Source organism: Desulfovibrio sp. Fe33, from assembly GCF_028532725.1.
GTDB lineage: Bacteria > Desulfobacterota > Desulfovibrionia > Desulfovibrionales > Desulfovibrionaceae > Pseudodesulfovibrio.
Map to the genome: position 1 here is coordinate 390,870 of NZ_JAQKGU010000001.1, position 23,476 is coordinate 414,345.

23 protein-coding genes are annotated in these 23,476 nt (G+C 62.7%); 5 read left to right on the forward strand and 18 right to left on the reverse strand.

What is annotated here, in order from left to right; translation table 11 throughout:
* Positions 1 to 33: 33 nt before the first annotated feature.
* Positions 34 to 405, forward strand: coding sequence for an Hpt domain-containing protein (locus PSN43_RS01890; protein WP_272699019.1), 372 nt, complete (start codon positions 34 to 36; stop codon positions 403 to 405).
* Between the two features lie 268 nt (positions 406 to 673).
* On the opposite strand, the gene phoU is transcribed toward PSN43_RS01890, so the two are convergent.
* The 5 genes from phoU to PSN43_RS01915 form a co-directional block, all read right to left on the reverse strand.
* The gene (gene phoU, locus PSN43_RS01895) at positions 674 to 1,339 is read right to left on the reverse strand and encodes a phosphate signaling complex protein PhoU (protein ID WP_272699020.1); all 666 of its coding nucleotides are present in this window, start codon (positions 1,337 to 1,339) and stop codon (positions 674 to 676) included.
* 28 nt (positions 1,340 to 1,367) lie between these two features.
* Entirely contained in the window at positions 1,368 to 2,129 is a 762-nt protein-coding gene (pstB, locus tag PSN43_RS01900) for a phosphate ABC transporter ATP-binding protein PstB (protein ID WP_272699021.1), read from the reverse strand.
* A 120-nt stretch (positions 2,130 to 2,249) separates the two neighbouring features.
* Positions 2,250 to 2,909, reverse strand: a complete 660-nt coding sequence (locus PSN43_RS01905) for an AMIN domain-containing protein (RefSeq protein ID WP_272699022.1) — start codon at positions 2,907 to 2,909, stop codon at positions 2,250 to 2,252.
* Positions 2,910 to 2,980: 71 nt separating this feature from the next.
* Positions 2,981 to 3,943 carry a glycosyltransferase gene (locus tag PSN43_RS01910; RefSeq protein WP_272699023.1) on the reverse strand — a complete coding sequence of 321 codons (963 nt, stop codon included), beginning with the start codon at positions 3,941 to 3,943 and terminating at the stop codon, positions 2,981 to 2,983.
* 50 nt (positions 3,944 to 3,993) lie between these two features.
* Positions 3,994 to 4,542 (reverse strand): chemotaxis protein CheD, encoded by a 549-nt coding sequence (locus tag PSN43_RS01915; protein ID WP_272699024.1) that lies wholly within the window; start codon positions 4,540 to 4,542, stop codon positions 3,994 to 3,996.
* A 196-nt stretch (positions 4,543 to 4,738) separates the two neighbouring features.
* Between PSN43_RS01915 and PSN43_RS01920 the strand changes: the two genes are divergently transcribed.
* A complete protein-coding gene (locus PSN43_RS01920) occupies positions 4,739 to 7,342 on the forward strand; it encodes a PAS domain S-box protein (protein WP_272699025.1) in 2,604 nt (867 codons plus the stop codon).
* Between the two features lie 38 nt (positions 7,343 to 7,380).
* Here the strand turns inward: PSN43_RS01920 and PSN43_RS01925 are convergent, their stop codons facing one another.
* The 3 genes from PSN43_RS01925 to PSN43_RS01935 form a co-directional block, all read right to left on the reverse strand.
* The gene (locus PSN43_RS01925; protein ID WP_272699026.1) at positions 7,381 to 8,529 is read right to left on the reverse strand and encodes an HD domain-containing phosphohydrolase; all 1,149 of its coding nucleotides are present in this window, start codon (positions 8,527 to 8,529) and stop codon (positions 7,381 to 7,383) included.
* Positions 8,530 to 8,531: 2 nt separating this feature from the next.
* Positions 8,532 to 9,785: a response regulator gene (locus PSN43_RS01930; protein WP_272699027.1), complete on the reverse strand. Its 1,254-nt coding sequence runs from the start codon at positions 9,783 to 9,785 to the stop codon at positions 8,532 to 8,534.
* A gap of 163 nt (positions 9,786 to 9,948) precedes the next feature.
* Entirely contained in the window at positions 9,949 to 11,103 is a 1,155-nt protein-coding gene (locus tag PSN43_RS01935) for an MFS transporter (protein WP_272699028.1), read from the reverse strand.
* 75 nt (positions 11,104 to 11,178) lie between these two features.
* Here PSN43_RS01935 and PSN43_RS01940 point away from each other — a divergent pair, with 75 nt between their 5' ends.
* Positions 11,179 to 11,610 carry a DUF523 domain-containing protein gene (locus PSN43_RS01940; protein ID WP_272699029.1) on the forward strand — a complete coding sequence of 144 codons (432 nt, stop codon included), beginning with the start codon at positions 11,179 to 11,181 and terminating at the stop codon, positions 11,608 to 11,610.
* Positions 11,607 to 12,326, forward strand: a complete 720-nt coding sequence (locus PSN43_RS01945) for a M48 family metallopeptidase (protein WP_272699030.1) — start codon at positions 11,607 to 11,609, stop codon at positions 12,324 to 12,326. The genes PSN43_RS01940 and PSN43_RS01945 overlap by 4 nt, the downstream gene beginning before the upstream one ends.
* A 58-nt stretch (positions 12,327 to 12,384) precedes the next feature.
* On the opposite strand, the gene PSN43_RS01950 is transcribed toward PSN43_RS01945, so the two are convergent.
* The 4 genes from PSN43_RS01950 to PSN43_RS01965 all read right to left on the reverse strand — a co-directional run bounded on the left by PSN43_RS01950 (position 12,385) and on the right by PSN43_RS01965 (position 16,492).
* Positions 12,385 to 13,179, reverse strand: coding sequence for an ATP-binding protein (locus tag PSN43_RS01950; protein ID WP_272699031.1), 795 nt, complete (start codon positions 13,177 to 13,179; stop codon positions 12,385 to 12,387).
* 70 nt (positions 13,180 to 13,249) lie between these two features.
* Complete coding sequence (cooS, locus tag PSN43_RS01955; RefSeq protein WP_272699032.1) at positions 13,250 to 15,124, reverse strand: anaerobic carbon-monoxide dehydrogenase catalytic subunit; 1,875 nt, start codon at positions 15,122 to 15,124, stop codon at positions 13,250 to 13,252.
* A 179-nt stretch (positions 15,125 to 15,303) separates the two neighbouring features.
* The gene (locus tag PSN43_RS01960; RefSeq protein WP_272699033.1) at positions 15,304 to 15,960 is read right to left on the reverse strand and encodes a Crp/Fnr family transcriptional regulator; all 657 of its coding nucleotides are present in this window, start codon (positions 15,958 to 15,960) and stop codon (positions 15,304 to 15,306) included.
* Positions 15,961 to 16,252: 292 nt separating this feature from the next.
* Positions 16,253 to 16,492, reverse strand: a complete 240-nt coding sequence (locus PSN43_RS01965) for a hypothetical protein (RefSeq protein WP_272699034.1) — start codon at positions 16,490 to 16,492, stop codon at positions 16,253 to 16,255.
* A 92-nt stretch (positions 16,493 to 16,584) separates the two neighbouring features.
* Between PSN43_RS01965 and waaF the strand changes: the two genes are divergently transcribed.
* On the forward strand, positions 16,585 to 17,622 hold the full coding sequence (waaF, locus tag PSN43_RS01970; RefSeq protein ID WP_272699035.1) for a lipopolysaccharide heptosyltransferase II: 1,038 nt from the start codon (positions 16,585 to 16,587) through the stop codon (positions 17,620 to 17,622).
* A 498-nt stretch (positions 17,623 to 18,120) separates the two neighbouring features.
* Here waaF and PSN43_RS01975 read toward each other — a convergent pair whose 3' ends face one another.
* Genes PSN43_RS01975 through atpF form a run of 6 tightly spaced genes read right to left on the reverse strand, consistent with a single transcriptional unit; the run spans position 18,121 to position 23,470 of the window.
* A complete protein-coding gene (locus PSN43_RS01975) occupies positions 18,121 to 18,540 on the reverse strand; it encodes a F0F1 ATP synthase subunit epsilon (protein ID WP_272699036.1) in 420 nt (139 codons plus the stop codon).
* A gap of 12 nt (positions 18,541 to 18,552) precedes the next feature.
* On the reverse strand, positions 18,553 to 19,950 hold the full coding sequence (atpD, locus tag PSN43_RS01980) for a F0F1 ATP synthase subunit beta (RefSeq protein WP_272699037.1): 1,398 nt from the start codon (positions 19,948 to 19,950) through the stop codon (positions 18,553 to 18,555).
* 16 nt (positions 19,951 to 19,966) lie between these two features.
* Positions 19,967 to 20,848 carry a F0F1 ATP synthase subunit gamma gene (locus PSN43_RS01985; RefSeq protein ID WP_272699038.1) on the reverse strand — a complete coding sequence of 294 codons (882 nt, stop codon included), beginning with the start codon at positions 20,846 to 20,848 and terminating at the stop codon, positions 19,967 to 19,969.
* A gap of 15 nt (positions 20,849 to 20,863) precedes the next feature.
* The gene (gene atpA / locus PSN43_RS01990) at positions 20,864 to 22,372 is read right to left on the reverse strand and encodes a F0F1 ATP synthase subunit alpha (RefSeq protein ID WP_272699039.1); all 1,509 of its coding nucleotides are present in this window, start codon (positions 22,370 to 22,372) and stop codon (positions 20,864 to 20,866) included.
* Between the two features lie 4 nt (positions 22,373 to 22,376).
* Positions 22,377 to 22,928, reverse strand: a complete 552-nt coding sequence (gene atpH, locus PSN43_RS01995) for an ATP synthase F1 subunit delta (protein WP_272699040.1) — start codon at positions 22,926 to 22,928, stop codon at positions 22,377 to 22,379.
* Positions 22,925 to 23,470, reverse strand: coding sequence for a F0F1 ATP synthase subunit B (atpF, locus tag PSN43_RS02000; RefSeq protein WP_442874859.1), 546 nt, complete (start codon positions 23,468 to 23,470; stop codon positions 22,925 to 22,927). Before atpF ends, atpH begins: the two co-directional genes overlap by 4 nt.
* Between the last annotated feature and the right edge of the window lie 6 nt (positions 23,471 to 23,476).

A 23,476-nucleotide genomic window follows, 5' to 3' on the forward strand; every position in this document is an offset into this window, starting at 1 on the left:
GGTGGGGTATGATTGGCAGTAAGGGGGAGCCTTATGAACGATGTATCGGGATACGAAGGAAATCCGGCCCCTGGAGGAGCCGTTTTCGATCCGGCCGAAGCCAGCCGGGCCTTGGGTCTCACGCTTGAGGAGTTCACTCCTCTTCTGGCCAAGGCCGCCAGGGAAATCCGGTTCCGGCTCGACGCCGTGCGGCAGGGGGTTGCCGAAGAGGATTTGCGTGCGGTGGCCCTGAACAGCCACACGCTGAAGAGCGTGGTCGCTACGTTGCGGGCCGAAGCCGTCCGCGATGCCGCCATCGCCATGGAGCGTTGCGCCAAGGAGGGCGAGTGTGCGCGATGCGCAGGGATGTTGACCTGCCTCGAAGAGCGCGCCGCCGAACTGCTGGCGGAGTTGGACGACGTTTAAGTCCGGTTTGAAAGGAAGCGGTCAATTTAAGTTGTTGAAGAGAAAAATCAGGCGTTGAAAGCCGCTTCGCGGCGATAGTCGGATGATTTCGCCTCCGGCGGGCAAGGGTTCGCACCCTTGCAGCCCTTGTAAGCGCCTTCGGCGGGGAGTTTTTCGCTCCGTCGCGCTCTGCCGCGAAAACGGGAAGTTAACCTATAGGTTTCAAGAGAAAACCCGCACCGTCCCAAGCCGGACCGTGCGGGTTTTTTTCATGCGATGCGGGAGAGGATCAGCCTCGGCAATTGTGCTTCATGCTGGTGCCTTCCACGATGAAGACGACGGTCTCGGCCACGTTGGTCGCCAGGTCGCCGACCCGTTCCAGGTGGCGCGCACCGATGATGGCGTGCACGCCCCGTTCCACGATGCGGGATTCGGCGACCATGTCGGCCACCATCTGCCGCAGGATGGCGATGGTCAGGTCGTCGGCCTTGTCGTCCATGCGGCAAACCTGTCCGGCCAGGGAGACGTCGTCGTCCACGTAGGCCTTGAGCGCCTCGGAGAGCATCTTCTTGGCGGTGTTGGCCAGATCTTCCATTTTGGGGTTGTGGGGCATGGGCGGCCTGGTGGACAGGAAGATGGCCCGATGCGCCAGGTTGACCGCCTCGTCGCCGAGCCGTTCCAGGTTGACCGTGATGCGCTGCGCGCCGACGATGGTCCGCAGGTCCACTGCCATGGGCTGGTCCAGGGCGAGGAGTTCCAGGCTGAAGTTGTCGATGTCGTCTTCCATCTCGTTGATGGCCTCGTCGCCGAGGATGACCGATTCGGCCAGGTCCGCGTCGTTTTCGAGGTAGGCGCGGATGGCTTTGTGCACGGCAGACTCGGACAGGGCCGCCATGCGCAGGACCATGACCTTCAAATCTTCGAGCTTCTTGGAGAAATGTGCGCGTTGTTCCATAATGCGTTGCGTCCTTTGCCGTCCGGGCTTAACCGAAACGGCCCGTGATATAGTCTTCCGTCTGCTTGTTGGCGGGGTTCGTGAACATGGTCTTGGTGTCGTCCACCTCGATCAGCTTGCCCATGTAGAAGAAGGCCGTCCTGTCGGATACGCGGGCCGCCTGCTGCATTGAATGGGTGACGATGATGATCGTGAATTCCTTTTTGAGCTCGTGGATCAGGTCCTCGATTTTTTGGGTGGCGATGGGGTCCAGGGCGGAGGCGGGTTCGTCCATGAGCAGGACCTCGGGCTCCACGGCCAGGGCGCGGGCGATGCACAGCCGCTGTTGCTGGCCGCCGGACAGTCCCAGCGCCGAGGTGTGCAGACGGTCTTTGACCTCGTCCCACAGGGCCGCTCCCTGGAGGCTTTCCTCGACCTTCTGCTCCATGAACTGCTTGTCCTTCACGCCGTTGACGCGCAGGCCGTAGGCCACGTTCTCGAAGATGGTCTTGGGGAAGGGGTTGGGCTTTTGGAAGACCATTCCGATGCGTCTGCGCAGGGACACGACATCCAGGCCGGGGGCGTAGATTTCCTGGCCGTCCAGGGTCATCTTGCCGTCCACCCGGGTGCCCGGGATGAGGTCGTTCATGCGGTTGATGCAGCGAAGGTATGTGGACTTGCCGCATCCGGACGGTCCGATGAGCGCCGTGACCCTATTGGACTCGAAGTCGATGCTTATGTTTTCCAACGCCTTGAAATCCCCGTAGTGGAAATCTAGGTTGGTGGAAGACACTTTTATGGTCGTCGTCATTGTTCGTGCTCCGTGGCAAATAAAAAAAGATGTGTTCCGCCTGTAGCGCAACGCAACACGAGTAACCCGGTGGAGTTACGAGTCAATGACCCGTTTGTGACAATTGCGTAACAGCCGGGGCTAGGGCAGGGCGACCAGCACATGGAGTTCCTCTCCCGCTTTCTGGATATCGGGCCGGACCGGTTTGTCCGGCGGGGTGCGGTAGTGGACGACCATGCGGAAACGGTCCGGATGTTCGCCCATGACCACGTGTTTGACGATGCCTTCCGACCGGATCACGCTGTCGCCCGAGTGTAGCCACGTGCCCAGGATGTCCACCACCAGCCGGTTGGGATCGCTCAGGTTCATGACGGAGGTGTCGCCCAGGGCGCGGTCGGCGACCACGACGATGCCGAAGCCCTGCGATGTTTCGTCCAGGCTCACGGCCCGGATCAGGCCGGGGCCGTCGGAAGGGGCCATGGCCGGCGTCTCGCCGTCCGCGGGCGTTGGCGCGGGCGCTGTCTCGGCTTCGGCCTTTTCGACGCTTTCGGCGGGGGCGGATGTCTCTGCCTCGGGAGGAGCCGCCGGGGCAGGGAGCTCCGGGGAAAGACCCGGCGCGGTCGGGAATTCGCTGCCGTCGGGCATGACCATGGGCAGGACGGTGAAGTCGACGGCCATGCGGACCTGGTGGCGCGCGGCGTCATCGGCCAACCCCTGCCGGGCGGACAGAAGCCCGGCGGCGAGCGCGGTCACGGCGCAGACCGTCAGTAAAAGGAACAAGTGCCTGAACGTTTTGGACATGCGTACCCCTCGCTGATTGAAAAACTCTAGAGGGCTATACTGGAATTGCCGTCCAAAGGCAAAGCCGGACGCTATCGGAGGCCGTCGTAGAAGGCGGCCAGCTCAAGAGCTATGCGCCGGTCCGACCAGCATTTTTCCATGAAGCTGCGGCCCTCCTCGCCGGTCCGCTCGCAAAATTCCCGGTCCTTGGCCAATCTGAACAGGAGTGCCGCCAGGTCGTCCTGGCCGGTCGCCGTAAGCCAGGGCAGGTCCCCGGTCCCGGCGAATTCGGCGATGCGGGCGCGGTTCCAGTCGTCCAGTCCGGCGATGACGGCAAGGCCCTGGGAGAGGCCTTCCAGGCTGGATACGCCGTAGTAGCCTTGCATATGGTCGAACATGGCGTGGCAGCGCCGTTTGCGGGCCAGGCATTCCGAGTTGGGCACGTCGTCGATGAGGTCCACGGAAAGATAGACGTTGCGTCGGTTGACGTATTTGACCGCGGCCATGAACTCTTCGGTGTTCTTGAGGTCCTTGCGGGTGGGGGAGTGGCAGACCTTGAGCTGGCCGGGATCGTCGAAGCGGCCCCACATGGGCTTGAGCAGCGGGTCGTCGATGGGCACCAGGTTGGGCTGCCAGCGCGCTTCGGGCAGGAGCTTGAGCAGGTCCGGAGTGGACACGAGGAGGTTGGTCCGCTTGAGCCGCCGGTACTTCTCCCGGAAGGATTCGGGATTGGATCGGAAATCGTGGTGTCCGTGGTGATGGTGGACGATCGCCTTGCCCTTGAGGTGATCGGCGGGCTTCAGCCCCCCGAAGGACTGGTTCTCGTCGCAGGTCATATGGAAGTGGAATACGTCGGCCTCGCGCATGAGGATAGCGACCTCTTCCATGCCGTCCGGGCCGAGGTCGGGGATATGCAGATCCTTTTCCCAACCATGGGTGTAGCGGGTCTCCAGGGTGACGAGCCGGGCGGAGTGCCCGGTATGACGGTTCAACGCCTTGCAGAACTGGATGGCTGTTCCGGCCGGGTCGTTGATGGCGAACATGAGGATACGCATAGTCGGTTTACTTCCTTGATGACTGCGGTCAACGTTGTCGATTCTTCCGCTCAAAAATCGGGACCGGCCGAGTTGCCGTTTCCGGCTGATTGGGTTTTGACCAGTTTCTTGACCCAGACGTCGCCGGTCAGGGTGTTGAACATGAGCTTGCGTCCCTGCGGCCCGCCTATGTCCTGGGCCCTGATATCCAGGCGGGCGAATTTGAGCAGCTTCTTGGCCATCTCGATGTTGCGCCTGCCGACGTTGTAGGAGCCCGGCGGCTCCACGCTGCCGATCGCCACTCCCTGGCCCCCGCCGAACATTTTGATAACCAGGTCCCTGCGAGGCACGCCGATTTTATCCATCGTTTCAAGCATGTTCTGCAAGGCGGTATCCACGAAGCGGCAGATTTGCGGCTCCGCGCCGCGGGGGTGATGGCCCGAAGCGGTGCTGTCCGGCAAAAAGGCGTGGCAGATTGTGCCGATGCCCATTCCGGGTGCGTGGATGGTAACGGCCAGGCACGAACCGAGAATGGTCGTCACCAGGGTGGGCTGCACCCCGATGAAACAGTCGCCCGTTTGCAGGAAGACCCTTGGCAGCCCTGGCCCCATTGTATTCATTCGCGTCTCCGGTTCGGGGGCGCAACCCCCGGTTCATCATAGTATAAAATGCTTCATTTTTGTACAGGAAGTCAACCGCTCGGCGAATGGCCAATGTCCTTTGTAGCCTCGATCCGTCAGGATTCCAAATAATAAAGGAACAATGACGCCAGGTGTGGCATTTTGCCCGGGAGTCCGAGATCGCGGAGGTACACGAATGCGGGGACGGAATCGCAGGGTATTGTCGTTGTCGTTCATCATGGTGGCGCTGGTGGCGGCGGTTTCCATATACGGCACAAGACTTATGTTTCATACGGCCATGGAGGAGGAAGGGGTCAGGCTTCAGGATGTGGTGCGAAGCCAGGTCGCCCTTGCCGTCGAGATGTGCCGAATGCCCCATGCCGGGGGGGATTCAGGCGGTTCCGGCGTCACTCGCGAGGCGATTCTCGACCGCTTGGCGCACGCCCAGCGCAGGCTCGGAATGGAGAGCCGGTCGGGCGAATTCGCCGTGGCCCGGCTTGACGGCGGCAAGGTACGTTATCTGTTGGTCAACGGCAGGGGCGTGAGCGAATTCACCTCGGGCGCGGGCTTTTCCCCCGAAGCGCTCGGTGTGGAACCGATGATGCTGGCATTGTCCGGAAAGAGCGGAACCCTCGTGGGACCCGACCGCCAGGGGAGCGATGTCCTGTCCGCCTATGCACCCCTGCCTCTTGGCGGGGAACGCTTCGGCCTGGTGGCGCAGATCGATCTGGACGAAATCCGCGCGCCCTTCATTCGGGCCAACCTGAACGTCTTTTTCGTGGGCGTGGGCCTGACCGTGCTCGGCGTCTTTTTGTTTTTCAAGGTCAGCGAGCCGTTTATCCGGGACATCGAGGTGAGCGAGGAGAGTTATCGCGACCTGGTGGAAGGCGCGAACAACCTGATCCTGCGCATCAACGAGGAGGGTGAGATCACTTTCGCCAATTCCTTTGCCCGGGGTTTCCTGGTCGGGAAAGACGGCGAGCTCCTGGGGCGCAAGCTCATGCCTTTCTTCATGGTGGAGGCTGCGGGCGAAAGGCTGGAGGCGGTGGTGGAGCTCATCGGCGGCGAAGGCCGCCAGAACGAGATCCCCGTGCGCATGGCGGACGGACGGGACGGCTACGTTGCCTGGACGGTCAAGCTGGTCATGGACCAGGGCCGTCCCGCCGAGCTGCTGTGCATCGGCAACGACGCCACCCGCATCCACAAGGCGAACAAGGCGCAGCGGGAGTCCGAGGAGCGCTTCCGCGGGCTGGCCAAGGCGTCCCCGGTGGCCATCATCATCACGGATATCGCCGGGAACCTGCTGTACGCCAACGAGAAGATGCATGAAATGACCAGGGCCACCGAGGTCCAGTTGGCGGGCCAGGGATGGCTCAACAGCGTGCATCGCGAGGACCGCAAGCTGGTCTGGAAGCATTGGCTGGAACGGGTCGGCCCGGCCACGGACAAGGTCGAGCTGCGGCTCATGTCCGGCAACGGGGAATTCGTCTGGGCCCTGTGGCAGGTGGTCGAGATGGGCAATCTCAGGGGCGAGCCCTCCGGAAACATCCACACCTTCACCGACATCACGGAGATCAAGGAGACCCAGATGGCCATGAGCCGCCTGACCGCGGCCATCGACCAGGCTGCCGAGATGATCGTCATGACCGACCTTGACGGGATCACGACCTACGTGAACCCTGCCTTCGAGGAAGTCTCCGGTTATTCGAGGGGGGAGGCCGTGGGGAGGACGTCGGGCCTTTTCCAGGGCGGGGAGCGAAACGGAAACGTTTCCTCCGGGACATGGGAGACCATCACCGGCGGCAAGGTCTGGAAGGGGCGCATCGTCAACCGGCGCAAGAACGGCGAGCGGTACACCCTGGAATCCAGCGTCGGGCCTATCCGCAACCATGCGGGCGAGCTTATCGGGTTCGTGGGCGTCGGGCGCGACATCACCGAACAGATGGCGGTGGAGTCGCAGCTTCGGCAGTCGCAGAAGCTCGAATCCATCGGCGAACTGGCTGCGGGCATCGCCCACGAGATCAATACGCCGACCCAGTACGTGACCTCCAACCTGCAATTTCTGAGCGACGCCTTCAAGACCTATGCCGGGACCATCGAGCGGTGCCGCGAACTGGCGCACATGGTCTCCGCGCATCCGGACCTGTTTCCCGACGAAGCTTACCGCAAGCGGGCGGAGAGCGCCTTGGACGAGGAGGAGATGGAATACCTGGCCGAAGACGTGCCGAACGCGCTGGAGGAGTCGTCGGCCGGACTCAAGCGCATCGCCGAGATCGTCCGGTCCATCCGGCAGCTCGCCCATCCCGGGGAGCTGACCAAGTCGTTTCACGATCTCAACGAGATCGTGCGCAACACCATCACGGTGTCCACCAACGAATGGAAGTATGTGGCGGGCATGAAGTTCGTTCCGGACGAGTCGCTCGCCCCGGTGTTCTGCCTCAAGGGCGAGGTCGCCCAGGTGGTCCTGAACCTCATCGTCAATGCGGCCCATGCCATCGAAGCCAAGATCGCCGGAGCCGACAGGCAGGGAACCATTTCCATCCGCACCTTCGCGGAAGGGGAATCCGCCGTGCTTGAGATCAGGGACACGGGAACGGGCATGTCGGCGGAAGTCGCTGCCAAGGCGTTCGACCCGTTCTTCACCACCAAGGAGGTGGGCAAGGGCACGGGCCAGGGGCTGGCCATCGCCCGCAGCGTGGTGGTCGGTATGCACGGCGGGTCCATCGAGATCGACACGGCCGAGGGCGAAGGGGCCACCTTCACGGTCCGCCTGCCCTTCGAGGAGCCTCCCGCCGGGTAACGCCGTTCTTCCCCCGCGCGTTCAACCGGCCTTCGCCGTCAGTTCAGGGTCTCCGGCACGAGCACCGTGAATTCCTCGGGGATGCCGACCGTGTGCGCGAACATGTGCATCCGGTCGATCTTGTCCTTGGTCAGCTCCACGCTCTTGCGGAGGAGCAGGGCTCCCTGGTTGGAGGACACGTCTTCGTGCAGCACCATGCCGGGGGTGAGCCCTGCGAGCGGGAGGGTGCGGATGGCGTAGCGCGCCTCCACTCCGAGCATTCCTTCCAGGTAGTACATGAGTTCCGGGTCGTAGGCGTCCAGGTCCCTTTCCATGCTGAGAAATGCCTTTTGCGGGGTCTTTTCGCGCTGCCGGGCCAGGTCGTAGTCGAGCGAAATCTTGAGGATGCGCCCGCCCAACGGGATGTCGTCCTCCTTGACTCCGTCCCGGGGGGTGCCCGATCCGTCGTATCCCTTGAGCTGGTAGGCGATCATGTCGGCGATGGCTTGCAGGCGGGGCAGTTTGGCGACCAGGCTCTGGGCCACGCCCGGGTGCATTTCCCACAACTGCGTCTGTTCGGGCGAAAGTTTGCCGCCCTTTTGCAGGACTTCCAGGGTGCCGGGCGGCAGGATGAGCGTGCCGAGCTGGCAGAGCATGGCCGCGATGTCGTATCGCCAGAGGTCCTTGACCCCTTTCTGTTCGGCGAAATAGCGCACGTATCTGCGTACCCGGTTGATGCGTTCTCCCGCTTCGGGCGTGACCAGGGAGGTTATCTCGCCGAGCAGGTCCACGCTGCCTTTGAGCGTCTTTTCGAGCAGGATCCGCTTGGCCGTGACCAGTTCGTGCTGGTGGACCGCGTCGGCCACGTTGCCCAGCAGGCCGTCGCGCTCGCACGGCTTGGTCAGGAAACGGTAGACGTTGCCGTCGTTGACCGCGCGGATGGCGCTGTCCAGGTCGGCATATCCGGTGAGCATGAGCCTGGTGGTGTCCGGGGTGAGCTCCTTCAGTCTGCTGAGGAATTCGATGCCGTTCATGCCGGGCATCCTGTAGTCCGAGATGGCCGCCGCATAGGGCTTGGCCTTGTCGATGGTCTTCAGCGCTTCGGCAGGATCGGAATGGACGTCTATTTCATAGAGATCCCGCAACTGGCGGCGCAGGGCCGAGAGGACCTTGGGTTCATCGTCGACGAGGAGAATTCTCGGTTTCATGGCTACTCCCTGTCCAGGATCTCGCCGAGAACGCTCTCGTCTGCGAGGTTGAAGTCGTCGATGGTCCGCCAGCGGTCCGCGACGTAGTCCAGCCAGAGGTGCAGCCGCTTCTCATCGAACATATCCGGGGCCGCGGCTTTGCATATCCTGATCCGGGAGTAGTCCTTGTGGAAGACCACGCAGTGGTGGTCGATGGCGTCGGCCGCGGTGACCACGTTGGGGATGTAGCCGTCGGAGGGCCTGTGGCCGTGGTGGTAGCCTATGGCGTGGACCACGTCGTCGGCCATGCCCCACAATCCCATGAGGTAGGCGCCCATCTCCGCGTGGGTGGTGCCGAATATGTCGCGCTCGATGTCGCAGACCGGGCCGCCGTTTTTCCGGACCGAATCCAGGACCAGCGCGTATTTTTCGGGGAAATAGTTTATCAGGATGAGTTTGCCCACGTCATGCAGCAGCCCGGCCATGCGGCAGTTGGCGATGACGTTCTTGTCGGCCTTGTCGCACTCTGCGATGAGCCTCGCGATGTTCGCCACCCTGAAGCAGTGTTCCCAGAGCATGTTCAGCTTGAGGCCGGACAGGGCGTGAGCGTCGAAGGTGGTGAACAGGTGCGTGGACAGGATGAGGGCCTTGATGGTTTCAAGCCCCAGCATGGTGATGGCCTTGTGCATGGAGTCGATGTGGGTCGGCAGCCCGAAGAAAGGCGAGTTGACCAGCTTGAGAATCTTGGCCATGAGCCCCACGTCGCGGGTGATGGAGGCGGCGATACGGTCTATGGACGGCTCGGGCTTGGATAGCTCGTCGCGGATTTCCTGGAATATCTTGGGGATGACCGGGAGGGCCTCGATTTCCGTGACCAGGTTGAGCATCTTGCGGTCGGTCAGGACCTCCTTGGAGCGCAGGGCGCCCTCAATGCGGGCTATGAGGACGTCGGCGGTGCACGGCTTGGAAATATACTGGTGCACGGAGCGGATGGAGCGGATGACCTCGTTGAGGTCCACCTGGCCGGACAGGGCGATGCGGATGGTGCCGGGGTAAAGGTCCTTCACACGGGTCAGGAGCTCGGCTCCGTCCATGCCAGGCATCTTGATGTCGGAGACGATGACGTCGAAGGGGGCCTTTTCCAGGACCTCCAACGCGGCCGGGCTTGAGTTGACCAGCGTCATGTCCCAGTCGTTTCGCTTGTTCCGCAACATGCGTCGCAGCGCGGCGAGGACGTTGTCCTCGTCGTCCACGAAGAGCAGTCGTATCTTTGTCATTGCGTGGCGATCCTTGTTCTGGTGCGGGCTTCCCTCCTGGGAGGAATGCATGTTTTCAATACACCGTAAACGAATTCACGCGGACGGAGAATTATAAGATGCCCCGAAAGACGGGGAAAAGAGCTGGGAAGCGGAGGCTGTGAAAGCGGGACCGGGAGCCGGGTCAGCTCTCGGAGCCTGCGCGAATTTGGCCGGAAACCAGTTGGGACAGGCCCAGGGAGACCAGGGAAAGCCCCACGGCCACCAGGAAGACCAGCCTGTAGTCGGCCAGCCAGATGAGGCCGCCTGTGATCGGCACGGCCACGGCGGCGATGTGGTTGATGGTGAAGCCCACGGCCATGCCCGAGGCGATGTCCTGCGGGTCCGCGATCTTCTGGTAGAAGGTTTTGATGGCGATGGCGAAGTTGAAGACGATGTTGTCCAGGATATAGAGGACCCCCGCCAGGATTGCGCTGTCGGTGAGGGCGTAGCCCAGGAAAACGAAGGTCAGGACGGTGTATTCCACGGTCAGCACAGCGCGTTCGCCGTATTTGTTGATGGACCGCCCGATGATCGGGTTGGCGAAGTAGTTGATGATGTTGTTGCAGACGAACAGGATGGTGATCTGCTTGATGGAGTAGCCGAACTTGGAGACCAGCAGGAACACGGCGAAAGCCACGAATATCTGCCGCCGCGCGCCGCTCAGGAAGGTCAGGGCGTAGAAGAGCCAGTATCTCGGGCGGAAGGTCATCTTCTTGAGCTGGGGAGGCAGGTCGGGGCGGGAGGGGTCGCGCGTCAGCGCCCACAGCCCGGCGAAAACCGCCACACCGCCGAGCAGGGCGAACATCTCGGTATAGCCCAGCGCCTTGGCCAGGAAGTAGATGACCGCGCCCACGGTGATGTTGGTCAGGGCGGTGATGCTTCTGAGCCGGGCCATGACCACGGGGGCCTCGGTCCTGTCGAAGTATTGCAGGGTCAGGGACTGGTTCATGGTCTCGTAGTAGTGGAAGCCGAAACTCATGACCAGGGTGGTGAAGACCAGGCCCGCCAGCGAGGGCAGAAGTCCCGTCATGGCCACGCCCAGGCCGAGCACGATCACGGACAGGGCGGCCAGCCGGTGTTCGGAGATGAACAGTATCATGTAGATGGCCAGCAGGGCCAGGAAACCGGGCACCTCGCGCACGGACTGAACCACGCCCATGCCCAGGCCGTCCAGCCCGGCGGCCTCCACTGCGAAGTTGTTGAGCAGGGTGCGCCAGCCCTGGAAGGCCGCGCCGGAGCAGATGACCAGAACCAGGAGGAAGAGGTACATCCGGCGTTTTTTGTATGCGTCTGTCATGGAAGCGGGTCCTCGGTTACGGAGAGTGAGACAATAGGTCTTTGACCCGGTAAAGATCAAGTGTAGAGTCGGCCCATGAAAGACGCACCCATCATCGTGTCCGCCTGCCTGGCGGGCATCTATTGCCGATACAATGGCGAGGCCGAACCGTTCGAGCCTGTTGTGGACCTGATTCGCCAAGGCCGGGCCATCCCGTTTTGCCCTGAGGCCTTCGGCGGCCTGCCCACCCCCCGCCGCCCGTGCGAGATTCTCGGCGATAAGGTGGTGGACGCCGACGGCGTGGACCGTACCGCCGAATTCCGGCGCGGGGCCGAGGAAGGACTTCGCCTGGCGAAGCTCGCGGGCTGCCGCGAGGCCGTGCTCAAGGCGCGTTCCCCGTCCTGCGGCTCGGGCGTGATTTATGACGGCTCCTTCACTTCCACGCGCGTTCCGGGCGACGGATTCTTTGCCCGGCTGCTCAAGGAAAACGGCATCGCCGTGCGCACCGAGGAGGACCTGGCGGAGTGAGCGGACGCACGGAATTCGCCGGGCTGCCCCTGACCGTCAAGGCCAACCCGCGCGCCCGGCGGGTGCTGGTGAAGCTGGTGCCAGGCCGGGGTTTGGAGGTGGTCACGCCGAAACGGTTCGACAAAACCCTGGTGGCGGACATCCTAGAGGAGAAACGGTCGTGGATCGAGCGCACCCGGGACCGCATGACCGCCGCCGGAACCGATCTTACCGGCGAACCGCCGGAGCCGCCGGAAATCATCGAATACCGCGCCGTGGACAGGGTTGTCCGGGTGGATTACCTGGACCGGCCCGGCAAGGTCCGGGTCACGGAGAATGCTGCCCGGTTGTTGGTGTCCGGTCCGGTTGCGGAAAGGGACGCGGTCGTCGCGGCCCTGTGCCGCCATACGGTGAGGAAAGCGCGTGAAGCGCTTCTGCCGTGGCTCGACCGGGTCAGCCGCAAGACCGGACTGACCTACGCCGCCCTGCGCGTGCGCAGCCAGAAGACCCGTTGGGGGAGCTGCTCGTCGCGGGGAACCATCTCTCTCAACGCCAAGCTGCTGTTCCTGCCCCCGGAGCTGGTGGACCATCTGCTGCTCCATGAGCTTTGCCACACCCGCCACCTGAATCACTCCGAAGCATACTGGGCCTTCGTGGCCGGTTTCGAGCCGGATTATCGGCGGCTTGAGGGCGAGGTCGGCCGGGGAGGTCGGTTCGTGCCCCCCTGGTTCGTCTGATCCGGCCGCGGCGATATCTTTTCAAATCAGGGAAGCCTCCACGGCAGGGGGCGTCGCATCAGGACGCCGTGTTCGATCCTTGGGCCAGCATGTCCAGGAGTTCATCCGCCAGTTTGTCCACCTGGGCGGTCTCGGGGAGGCCGAGGACCGAGGCGTCGGTCATCTGCCGCTCCATCAGGCCGGGCAGGGGCGGGATGGATACGAGTCGCTCGGGCAGCCCGTCCAGTGCCGGGGGAGTGCCGCCCATGTGGCGGTTGAGGGCCAGGACCTGATTGTCGAGGCCGAGGTCGCGCGCCATGCGGCCTACCTCCGCGCCGGTCTGGAGGCTGCGCATACTGGGCTCGGAGACCACGACCAATCCGTCCACATGGGCTACCGTTCCCCTGCCGAGATGTTCCACTCCGGCTTCCAGATCCACCAGCACCCAGGCGTCGCGGTCCATGACCACATGGGCGAGAAGCGCCTTGAGCAGTGCGTTGGCGTCGCAGGCGCAGCCGCCGCCCGCGTTGGTCACGGCTCCCATGACCAGCAGCCGTTTGCGGCCCGGTGCGATGCCGGGTTCCGCCGGTCCGGCGATGGGAATATCCACGGCCAGGGATTCCGGCAGGTCGCCCACGTCCGGGTTGAGGTCCAGGAAGCCGCCCGCGTGGATTCGCTCGCGGATAAGGTCGCCGCGCCGGATGAGCGGGACCGGAAGCTCCTCAGGGGAAAGTCCGGAAGCCTGCCCCAGGGAAAGGGCCGTGTCCGCGTCCACCATCCAGACGTCCTTGCCGTTTCGGGCCAGCCGGTCGGCCAGCCATGCGGTCAACGAAGTCTTGCCCACGCCGCCCTTGCCCGCCATGGCTATCTTCATGCAATCGCTCCTGGTTGATTCTTATGATGTGGGGAGACCCCTTTCGAGGTCTCCCCGGCCAAGGGAAAGCCTACTCGCCGAGGCCCAGAGCCTTGCGCTTCGCCTTGATGCGAGTGTCGAACATCTCGGCCGTCTTCACCGGATCAGGTTCGATGAAGAAGGTCGCGCCGACCAGGTCCTCGAGCCCGGAAACGGCGAGGTTGGTCACCGTTTCGGACCCCAGGATGTTCGGCGGATGGCCAAGGTGTGTGTAGATGCCCGACGCAACGGCGTAGAGCCCGATGGCGGCGGCTTTTTCGGAATACCACTCCGGCGAGGAGGCGCCGACGGGCAAGTCCGAGATATCGACCTTCAACTCGTTGGCCAGAGCCGCGCAGAGTTGGAGGAAGCGGGCGTTGTCCACGCAGGAGCCGTAATGCAGCACGGGCGGTATGCCGAGCGCGCCGCAGACTTTTTTCAAGCCGGGACCGGCCTGCTCGATGGCCTCGGGGACCAGCAGCCCGGCCTTGCCCGCTGCGGTGGTCACGCAGCCGGTGACGAGAACGAGGATGTCCCGCTTGATGAGTTCCCTGGCCAGGCCGACGTTCAGGGAGTCCTGTTTGATCTTGGGATTGTTGCAGCCCACGATGCCCACTGCGCCGCGGACGTCGCCGGCGGCGATGGCCTCGATGAGCGGGGTCAGGGAGCCGCCCAGGGCCTGGATGACCGCCTCGTTGGAGAAGCCGGTCATGATCTCAACCGGCTCGCAGGGAATCTCCACGCGGGACGCGTCGCGTTCCGCGAAGCTCTCCACCGCGATGGAGACGATCTCGCGCGCCTGCTTCATGGCCGTTTTGGGCTGGAAGTCGAAGTGGATGGCCCCGGTGAAGCGCGCCTTGTTGGCCGTGTCGATGAATTTGGTGTGATAACAGCCCGATATCTGCACGAGGCTGGGCATGATGCACTGGTAGTCCACCACGATGGCCTCGACCGCGCCGGTGAGGATGGCCAGTTCGGTCATCAGGTGGTTTCCGGCCATGGGTACGCCCTGGCGCATGAGCAGTTCGTTGCCCGTGCAGCAGAGCCCGCCGACGTTGATTCCGGTCGCGCCCAGTTCTTTGGCCCGGGCCAGCATTTCCGGTTCGCGCGCGGCGGCCAGGATCATCTCGGACACCACGGGATTGTGCCCGTGGACCAGCAGGTTGACCTGGTCCTCCTTCAGGATGCCGAGGTTGGCCGAGGATCGTTTGGGGGTGGGCGTGCCGAAGATGACGTCCGACAGCTCGGTGCCGATCATGGAGCCGCCCCATCCGTCGGCCAGGGCGGTCCGGGCCGCGTGGATCAGCGTGTTGGGCGCGTCGTTGTCGCAGCCCATGTGGGTCCGGTGCATCATCTCGGCGATTTCGCGGTCAACGCCGCGGGGCGTCATGCCCAGCGCGTCCCACTTCTTGCGTCGCACTTCGGGCGCGCGGGAGAGAAACCCCACGGATTTCTTGCGTGAGCCGAAGTCCGCGAAACAGCACTCCATCACGTCTTCGGCCACTTCCTTGAAATCACGTCCGTCGACCTCGATGCCGAGTTCCCCGGCCAGGCGGAGCAGCTTGGCCTGGTCGGTGATCCGGTAATCTTCGGTCTCCTCCGTCAGGATGGCTTCCAGCACCTCGATGAGGTCCCGGCCGTGGTCGGAGTGTCCGGCCGCGCCGCCCGCCACGAACCGGCCGAAGTTACGGGCCACCACGACATCCGCGTCCGCGCCGCAGACGCCGCGCGGGCTTTTCGCGGTGATGCGGCAGGGCCCCATGGTACAGTTGCGGCAACTGGTGCCCAACTCGCAAATTTTACAGGGTGGTTGTTTGGCGAGCCGTTCGTGTACGGTTTCGATGCCTTCGGCGCGTCCCTTGCGGATCATCGCTTTGGCGTCGTCCCAAATGGTCAGTTCGTCAATGGGCTTCGGTTCTCTGCTCATGTGGACTCCTAATGCTGGCATGGTTCGAAAGGATTGGACCGCTCCATCCCCGTGGCGAGACAAAACGCCACTTTCACCAATGCATAGGATAGTGGAAAGCCTGCGTCTGTCAGATAACCGACAAAAGGCGTATGAAAATTAAAAAAGGATCAACCGAAGCCCGGAGATGTCCCGATGGGTCAGCGTTCCGTGCCTGCGGCACGTTCAAGGGCGTCCATGTCCGGGATGAAGAACACCCCGCGTGCCTGTTTGAGCACAAGCCCGGCGCGGGAGAGTTCTCCCAGGAGGGTGGATACGGTCTGGCGGGAAGCCCCCATATGCTGGGCAAGCTGCTCTATGGTCAGGTCCAGGGAGAGGCGTATGCCTTCCCCTTCGGGCACGCCCGACTGTCGAGCCTGGACAAGCATGAAGTCCATGAGCCGGGAGTAGATGTCCTTGAAGGCGAGGCCGCCGATGATGAGAAAGGAGTTCTTGAGGATGTGGCCGAGCACGCGGACCATGGTGCGCGTGAAGGTGGGCACGGAGTCCATGACCCGCCTGACCGCATGAACCGGCGCCGTGAGCAGTTCGGCGTCGTCCAGCGCCTGCACGTAGCATTCGGCATGAGTGGCGTAGACGTCGCCCGGATTGAGGATGCCGAGGGTGAATTCCTTTTCCGCATAGGCCAGGTAGACGCGCACGCGACCCCTGCCCACGATGAAGACGAGGTTCTCCGCTTCTTCCGGGGTGTAGATGATGGTTCCGCCGGTAAAGGAACGGGCATTGAACAGGTCCCGGAGTTCCTTCAACTCCTCCCTGGCAAGCTCGTCCAGCAGATTGACGCCGGTAAATTTCATGTTCTCCCCACACAGGCTGGATAGTCCTGGTGCCAGCATAGGTCATGCCGGGCAAATAATCCATTTGAATTTGAGACCACCGTAGTCCGGAATATTGTTGCACCGTAGAGGTCGGGGCGATCCGTGCCGTTTTTCCCGGCATCGTGAAAAGGGGCTGGACTGCAACGGTTTTTTTGAATGTTGCGAAAGTCCTACGACCTGTTTCGAAAGGATAAGGGAAAAGCGGGGCCTCGCGTTCAGCCGCGCGGCCCGTTCAAATGAGGGGGAATCCTTATTCCCGGCCGAAGAAAGCCTAGCTCTCGGCGTCTTCGAACTTGGCCTGGATGACGGCTGCGTCGTCGGGACCGGTCTCAAGTTGCAGGGACTTGGACTGGCCGTGGCAGCGCACGCCTTCGTGTGTGAGGGTGATGTACCCGGCCGAAAGGGCCTTGGTGTAGGGCATCTGTTCGCGCATCTCGTCAAAGTTGATGCGGCTGGGGAATATGATGGGCACGGGCGCGCCGGAAAAGTCTTCGAACATGATGTACTTCATGAATGGCTCCTTTTGTGCGGCCAGACTATCCGCTGGGCGGCCGCAGATCAAGATGTTGCCTCAACCTGCGTGACAGGATACACGTACACCCCATGCGCGAATACAAAAAAATCGGCGTCTGGCAGACAGCGTTTCTGGGCGACGCCGTTTTGACCTTGCCCCTTCTGAGGGCCCTTAAGGATCGCTACCCCGACGCGGAGATTCATTTCTTCGTGCGCGCCGGGGTGGAACCCGTGTTTACCGGGCAACCGGAAATCGCGCGGGTGCGCCCCTTTGCCAAGCGCGGGGCGCAGAAGTCCCTGAGGGCCGCCATGCGATTGGGACGGGCTCTCGGCAGGGAGGAATTCGACCTGTGGATCTCCGCCCACGCGAGTTTGCGTTCGGCCGTCGTGGCGCGGGCCACCGGCATTCCCAGGCGCATCGGCTACAGCGCGCCGTGGTACAACCGTTTCGCATACACCGAGACCGTGGATCGCCGCTTCAACGAGCTTGCCGAGATCGAGCGGCTCATGGAACTGGCCCGTCCGCTGGGGATCGACGGCCCTGCTCCCGAGGCGCGGCTGGTCCTGCCGAGCGGGGCCATGCGCGCCGCCGAACGCATTCGCGGCGGCATCGACGCCGACCGGCCTGTGCTCGGCATCCATCCGGGCTCCACCTGGCCGACGAAGTGCTGGCCCGAGGAATATTTCAGCGAGATCGTGCGCCGCGCTTCGGACGGCGGCGCGCATGTGCTCGTTTTTGCCGGGCCGGGCGAGGAGGAGCTGGCCGCACGGATTATTGACGGGGCCGAAGTCGCTCCGCATCACGTGACCAATCTTGCGGGCAAGTTGTCTCTGCCCAAGCTCGCGGCCTGTCTCGGCAAGCTTGACGCCTATCTGACCAATGATTCCGGTCCCATGCATCTGGCCTGGACGCAGGATGTGCCTCTGGTGGCCCTGTTCGGTCCCACCGTGGAATCCCTCGGCTTTTTCCCGCGCGGAGCGAATTCGACCGTGCTGGAGACGGATTTGGATTGCCGTCCCTGCGGTCTGCACGGCCCCCGGAAATGCCCCAAAGGCCATTTCCGGTGCATGAAGGAGTTGACGCCCGACCATGTCTGGTCCGAGTTGAGAAAGAAGCTCTGGCCCTAGGTTGTTGTTTCGCGGTCAGGCGGAAAAGGCGGCTCTTCGGAGCCGCCTTTTTTCGTGCGGAGCGGGGATATCACGCTGATTGGGTGTCCGCCTTACGCGGGGGGAGAATAGAGGGGAAGCCGCCTTCGGCGGCGGTGTCGGGTGATTTCGCCTCCGACGGGCAAGGGGAGCGCCCCCTTGCATCCCCGTCGGCGCTTCGCGGAGTGTGCGGGGGGATCGGGCTGGGTCGGCTTATTGTCGTTTCGGCATTCATTTGCGGGTAATCAAGGAGATAAGAGACTGAGGGGGGCTGATTTACGCGGGGGGAGAATAGAGGGGAAGCCGCCTTCGGCGTCGGTGTCGGGTGATTTCGCCTCCGGCGGGCAAGGGGAGCGCCCCCTTGCATCCCCATCGGCGCTTTGCGGCGTGCGCGGGGGGGCGTTGGGAGTGTGGAGCAATGAAAAGGGGCGGTTCCTTGCGGAATCGCCCCTTTGTTGTGTGTGAGTGGGTAGGTCGAGGTTAGCAGGTGCCTGCGTTCTGGCCGCTGGATTTGCAGCTGATGCGCGAGATGGCGCGTTTCAGAGCGGCCTGGTTGCGGGCGGCCTCGATCTTCTCCTTGGAGGCCGTGGTGCGCTGTTCGGCGCGGTCCTTGGCCTTCATGGCGCGATCGACGTCGATCTCGGTGGCCTTCTCGGCAACTTCCGCCAGGATGGTGACCTGGTTGTTGCTGACTTCGGCAAAGCCACCGGAGACGAAGACGTAGAACGCCTTGCCGTCTTGTTTGTAGTGAAGATTGCCGATCCCGAGAGCGGACAGGAAAGGCACGTGGTTCGGCAGCACGCCGAATTCGCCCATGATGCCGGGCGCGCCCACGTATTCCACGTCCTCGGAAAGAACTTTCCGATCGGGAGTGACAATTTCAAGCTTCAATGTGGCCATGAGGTACCTCGCTTACTGCTTGGCCTTTTCGATGGCTTCCTCAATGGGGCCGCACATGTAGAAGGCCTGTTCCGGCAGGTCGTCGTACTTGCCGTCCAGGATGTCGCGGAACGCCTTAACGGTGTCCTCGGTCTTGACGTACACGCCCGGAACGCCGGTGAAGACCTCCGCCACGTGGAACGGCTGCGACAGGAAGCGCTGGACGCGACGGGCGCGGGCAACGGTCAGCTTGTCGTCGTCGGACAGTTCGTCCATACCGAGAATGGCGATGATGTCCTGAAGGTCCTTGTACTTCTGGAGCACGGACTGGACTTCACGAGCGGTATTGTAGTGTTCCGCGCCCAGAACGTCCGGGGACAGGATGCGGGACGTGGAGTCCAGCGGATCCACCGCGGGGTAGATGCCGAGCTCGGCGATCTGGCGGGACAGAACCAGCGTACCGTCAAGGTGCGCGAAGGTCGTGGCCGGCGCGGGGTCGGTCAAGTCATCGGCGGGCACGTAAACGGCCTGGACCGAGGTGATCGAACCCTTGTTGGTGGAGGTGATGCGCTCCTGCAGGCCACCAAGGTCGGTGCCCAGGGTCGGCTGGTAACCAACCGCGGAAGGCATACGGCCGAGCAGTGCGGACACCTCGGAACCCGCCTGGGTGAAGCGGAAGATGTTGTCGACAAAGAGAAGCACGTCCTGGCCTTCCTCGTCGCGGAAGTACTCGGCGCAGGTCAGAGCGGTCAGGGCGACGCGGGCGCGGGCTCCCGGAGGCTCGTTCATCTGGCCATAGACCAACGCGGCTTTCTCCAGAACGCCGGCTTCTTTCATTTCGTGGTAGAGGTCGTTGCCCTCACGGGTGCGCTCACCAACACCGGCGAACACGGAGATGCCGCCGTGCTGCTTGGCGATGTTGTTGATCATCTCCATGAGAATAACGGTCTTGCCGACGCCTGCGCCGCCGAAGAGGCCCATCTTGCCGCCCTTGGGGAACGGGATGAGCAGGTCGACGACCTTGATGCCGGTTTCGAGCAGTTCCACCTTGGTGGACTGGTCGGTGAAGGCGGGAGCCGAACGGTGAATGGGCAACCGCTTTTCACAGGGCACTTCGCCCAGTTCGTCGACGGGCTTGCCGACGACGTTCATGATGCGGCCCAGGGAGCCGGAACCCACCGGAACGGTGATGGGCGACTCGGTGTCGACCGCCGCCATGCCGCGGACCAGACCTTCGGTGGCGTCCATGGCGATGGTGCGAACCACGTTGTTGCCCAGATGCTGGGCGACTTCGCAGATCAGATCGGGTGCGTCCGTATTGTTGGGGTTTTTGATCTCCAACGCGGACAGAATGTTGGGAAGATTCCCTTCGGCAAATTCGACGTCGACGACGGCGCCGATTACCTGAACGATTTTACCAGTATTAGCCATTTTTCATAGCCCCCTTTTATCCTTTCAGCGCTTCCACGCCGCCGACAATGTCCATGAGATCGCCAGTAATGGCGGCCTGCCTCGTCTTGTTGTAAAGCAAGGTCAGCGTATTTGTCAGTTCGTCGCAAGCCTTGGTGGCGTTGTCCATCGCCGCCATGCGGGCTGCGTGCTCGGATGCGGAAGTATCCAGCAGGCCGCGGTACACCTGGACCTTGATGAACCGGGGAAGGAGTTCGGCGAGCAAACCCTTGACGGACGGTTCGTACAGATAGTCCCCGGAGGACCCGGACTTTTCCTCGCTTTCGCCCTCTTCGTGGGTCGCCATGGGCAGCACCGTCAAATCGACGGGCGGCTGTTTGGCCATGCTTTGGAATTCACCGAAGCACACGTGGACCTCATCGAGGTCGCCTTCGACGTACCTGGCGATCAGCTCGTTGCCGACGCTGGCCGCAAGGGTGAAGTCGAAGTGGGTCATGGAGTCGGCCTCTGCGCGCACGATTTCGTAATCGAGCTTGCGGAAGGCGTCGCGCGCCTTTTTGCCGATGCACCAAAGTTTGACAGCCTTGCCCTCGGCCGTTTTGGCCTGGGCCAGCCGTTTGGCCGTGTTGATGATATTGATATTGAACGCGCCGCAGAGCCCGCGATCGGAGGTGGCGACCATGATGCCCACGGTCTTCACTTCTTCCCGGACTTCCAGCAGCGGATGCACCGATTCGTCAGCACCGGCCGCCAAGTCTCCAAGCATCTCGTAAAACTTGTTCGCATACGGACGGAAGCGCTCGATACGCTCCTGAGCGTTGCGCAGTTTTGCCGAGGCCACCATGTTCATGGCCTTGGTGATCTGCTTGGTTTTCTTGACGCCAGTAATCTGGTTCTGGACGTCTCTTAACGAAGCCATTCAACTACCCCTTGGTTAAGCGCTGAAGCCTTTCTTGAACTCTTCGATGGCAGCCTTGAGGTCGGCTTCGACGGCGTCGTCGATCTTTTCCTTCTCGGCAATGCTGGCGAGAACGGCGGGTTTGGCGTTGCGCATGAAGTCGAGGAACTCGGCCTCGAATCTGACCACGGCCTCAAGCGGGACATCGTCGACGAAGCCGCGGGTGCCAGCGTACAGCACGGAAACCTGCTCCTGGACGGTCAGCGGCTGGTACTGGGGCTGCTTGAGCAGCTCGACCATGCGGGCGCCGCGGTTGAGCTTGGCCTGGGTGGCCTTGTCCAGATCGGAGCCGAAGGAGGCGAATGCCGCCAGCTCGCGGTACTGGGCGAGGTCGAGGCGCAGGGTACCGGCAACCTGCTTCATGGCCTTGATCTGGGCGGAACCGCCGACTCGGGAGACCGAGAGGCCGACGTTGATGGCCGGGCGGACGCCGGACAGGAACAGGTTCGGTTCCAGGTAGATCTGGCCGTCGGTGATGGAGATAACGTTGGTCGGAATGAACGCCGACACGTCACCGGCCTGGGTTTCGATGACCGGCAGTGCGGTCAGGGAACCGGCGCCCAGGGAGTCGTTGACCTTGCAGGCGCGCTCGAGCAGCCTGGAGTGCAGGTAGAAGACGTCGCCGGGGAACGCTTCACGTCCCGGGGGGCGGCGGAGCAGCAGAGACATTTCGCGGTAGGCGGTGGCCTGCTTGGAAAGGTCATCGTAGCAGATCAGGGCGTGCTTGCCGTTGTCGCGGTAGAACTCGGCCATGGTCGCGCCGGTGTAGGCGGCGATGTACTGCAGCGGGGCAGGCTCGGAAGCGGTGGCCGAAACGATGGTGGTGTATTCCATGGCGCCGTGCTGGCGGAGCACGTCGGCGACCAGGGCGACGGAAGCCTTCTTCTGGCCGATGGCCACGTAGAAGCAGTGCACGTCGGTGGTCTTCTGGGCCAGGATGGCGTCGACGCAGACGGCGGTCTTGCCGGTCTGACGGTCGCCGATGACCAGTTCGCGCTGACCGCGTCCGACCGGGGTCATTGCGTCAATGGCCTTGAGGCCGGTGTAGCAGGGCTCGTGGACCGACTTACGGGCGATGATGCCGGGGGCCTTCAACTCCACGGGGCGAACCTCGGTGGCGTCGATGGGTCCCAGACCGTCGATGGGCTGGCCCAGGGGGTTGACGACGCGGCCCATGACGGCGTCGCCGACCGGGACGGAGTAAATCTGGCCGGTACGCTTGACCGGGTCGCCTTCCTTAACGCCGGTATCGGAGCCCAGCAGGGCGACACCAACGTTGTCCTCTTCCAGGTTGAGGACCATGCCCATCAGGCCACCGGGGAATTCCAGCAGCTCCATGGCCATGACGTTCTCGACGCCGTGAACGCGAGCGATGCCGTCGCCCACGTAGAGGACGGTGCCGGTCTCGCTCATTTCAACACGAGATTCGTAATTCTGAATCTGGTCCTGAATGATTTTGCTGATTTCTTCTGCTTTGATCTGCATTGCCCTACTCACCCCTTTTAATATTTTCTTTCAAAATCTGCAGCTGAGCCTTGAGGCTGGCGTCCAGGACCTTGTCCCCGACCTTGAGGACGATGCCGCCGAGAATGGACTCGTCGGTGGAGAAGGACAGCTCCAGCTTCTTGCCGGCCTGCTTCTCAAGCTTCGCCTGGATTGCAGATTTTCTTTCCGCGTTGAGTTCGCTCACCGTGACGAGTTCACCGGTGACGACGCCGGAGACGGCGTCCATCATAGCCTTGTAGTCGGCGGCGATGGCGGGGAGCATCTCGACCCGGCCCCGATCGGCCAGCAGGTCACAGAAGTTCCTGACCATCTGGTCCAGCGACATCCTCTCGACCAGTTGGGTCACGACGGCTTTCTTCTCTTCGGCGCTAAAGGCCGGGTTCTTGAAGAAGGCCTTGGCTTCGGGGGCGTCCTCGATGGAGGAAGCCACGGCCGCCAACTGTTCGCCGTATTTAGCCTGTTCGGCCTCGCCCTTGGCGGCGCCGACGGCAAAGAGCGCCTTGGCGTAACGGCGGGAAACTACGTTACCGATCAATTGAGCACCACCTTTGTTAAATAGTCATCCACAAGCTTGTCGTGGTCCTGGGCGCTCAGCTTCTCGGCAACGATCTTTTCCGCGGCTGCGACGACCATTTCGGCCATTTCGGCACGGATGGAATCGACGGCTGCCTGCGCTTCGTTGGAAGCGGTGCGCTTTGCCTGCTCGGTGAGAGCTTCGGCGTCACGTTTCGCCTTCTCGATGATGGCGGACTTGATGGATTCGCCCTGAGCCCTGGCGTCGTCGAGAATCTGCTTCTTCTCCTGCGCCAGGTTGGCGATGCCCGCCTCGACTTCCTTGAGCTTCCGCTCGGCCTCGACCTTGCGGGTCTGAAGGTCGTCCAGATCCTTCTTGATGCCGTCGCGGCGTCCCACGAAGAAGTCCTTCACCTTGGCTCCGCCAAACTTGTAGAGCAGCCAGGCGAAGATGATGAAGTTGACGATGCGCAGGCCGTAGTCCTTGAGGTTCTCGGCCGTGAAGAGCGCATGGCCCCCGCCTTCGCTGGCGAACGCGACAGAGGAGACAGCCAGGGCGGTCATGAGGAC

Excerpts from the sequence above, each read along its gene's own strand:
- PSN43_RS01890 (WP_272699019.1), top strand. The coding sequence starts at position 34 with ATGAACGATGTATCGGGATACGAAGGAAATCCGGCCCCTGGAGGAGCC.
- phoU (WP_272699020.1), bottom strand. The coding sequence starts at position 1,339 with ATGGAACAACGCGCACATTTCTCCAAGAAGCTCGAAGATTTGAAGGTC.
- pstB (WP_272699021.1), bottom strand. The coding sequence starts at position 2,129 with ATGACGACGACCATAAAAGTGTCTTCCACCAACCTAGATTTCCACTAC.
- PSN43_RS01905 (WP_272699022.1), bottom strand. The coding sequence starts at position 2,909 with ATGTCCAAAACGTTCAGGCACTTGTTCCTTTTACTGACGGTCTGCGCC.
- PSN43_RS01910 (WP_272699023.1), bottom strand. The coding sequence starts at position 3,943 with ATGCGTATCCTCATGTTCGCCATCAACGACCCGGCCGGAACAGCCATC.
- PSN43_RS01915 (WP_272699024.1), bottom strand. The coding sequence starts at position 4,542 with ATGAATACAATGGGGCCAGGGCTGCCAAGGGTCTTCCTGCAAACGGGC.
- PSN43_RS01920 (WP_272699025.1), top strand. The coding sequence starts at position 4,739 with ATGCGGGGACGGAATCGCAGGGTATTGTCGTTGTCGTTCATCATGGTG.
- PSN43_RS01925 (WP_272699026.1), bottom strand. The coding sequence starts at position 8,529 with ATGAAACCGAGAATTCTCCTCGTCGACGATGAACCCAAGGTCCTCTCG.
- PSN43_RS01930 (WP_272699027.1), bottom strand. The coding sequence starts at position 9,785 with ATGACAAAGATACGACTGCTCTTCGTGGACGACGAGGACAACGTCCTC.
- PSN43_RS01935 (WP_272699028.1), bottom strand. The coding sequence starts at position 11,103 with ATGACAGACGCATACAAAAAACGCCGGATGTACCTCTTCCTCCTGGTT.
- PSN43_RS01940 (WP_272699029.1), top strand. The coding sequence starts at position 11,179 with ATGAAAGACGCACCCATCATCGTGTCCGCCTGCCTGGCGGGCATCTAT.
- PSN43_RS01950 (WP_272699031.1), bottom strand. The coding sequence starts at position 13,179 with ATGAAGATAGCCATGGCGGGCAAGGGCGGCGTGGGCAAGACTTCGTTG.
- cooS (WP_272699032.1), bottom strand. The coding sequence starts at position 15,124 with ATGAGCAGAGAACCGAAGCCCATTGACGAACTGACCATTTGGGACGAC.
- PSN43_RS01960 (WP_272699033.1), bottom strand. The coding sequence starts at position 15,960 with ATGAAATTTACCGGCGTCAATCTGCTGGACGAGCTTGCCAGGGAGGAG.
- PSN43_RS01965 (WP_272699034.1), bottom strand. The coding sequence starts at position 16,492 with ATGAAGTACATCATGTTCGAAGACTTTTCCGGCGCGCCCGTGCCCATC.
- waaF (WP_272699035.1), top strand. The coding sequence starts at position 16,585 with ATGCGCGAATACAAAAAAATCGGCGTCTGGCAGACAGCGTTTCTGGGC.
- PSN43_RS01975 (WP_272699036.1), bottom strand. The coding sequence starts at position 18,540 with ATGGCCACATTGAAGCTTGAAATTGTCACTCCCGATCGGAAAGTTCTT.
- atpD (WP_272699037.1), bottom strand. The coding sequence starts at position 19,950 with ATGGCTAATACTGGTAAAATCGTTCAGGTAATCGGCGCCGTCGTCGAC.
- PSN43_RS01985 (WP_272699038.1), bottom strand. The coding sequence starts at position 20,848 with ATGGCTTCGTTAAGAGACGTCCAGAACCAGATTACTGGCGTCAAGAAA.
- atpA (WP_272699039.1), bottom strand. The coding sequence starts at position 22,372 with ATGCAGATCAAAGCAGAAGAAATCAGCAAAATCATTCAGGACCAGATT.
- atpF (WP_442874859.1), bottom strand. The coding sequence starts at position 23,470 with ATGACCGCCCTGGCTGTCTCCTCTGTCGCGTTCGCCAGCGAAGGCGGG.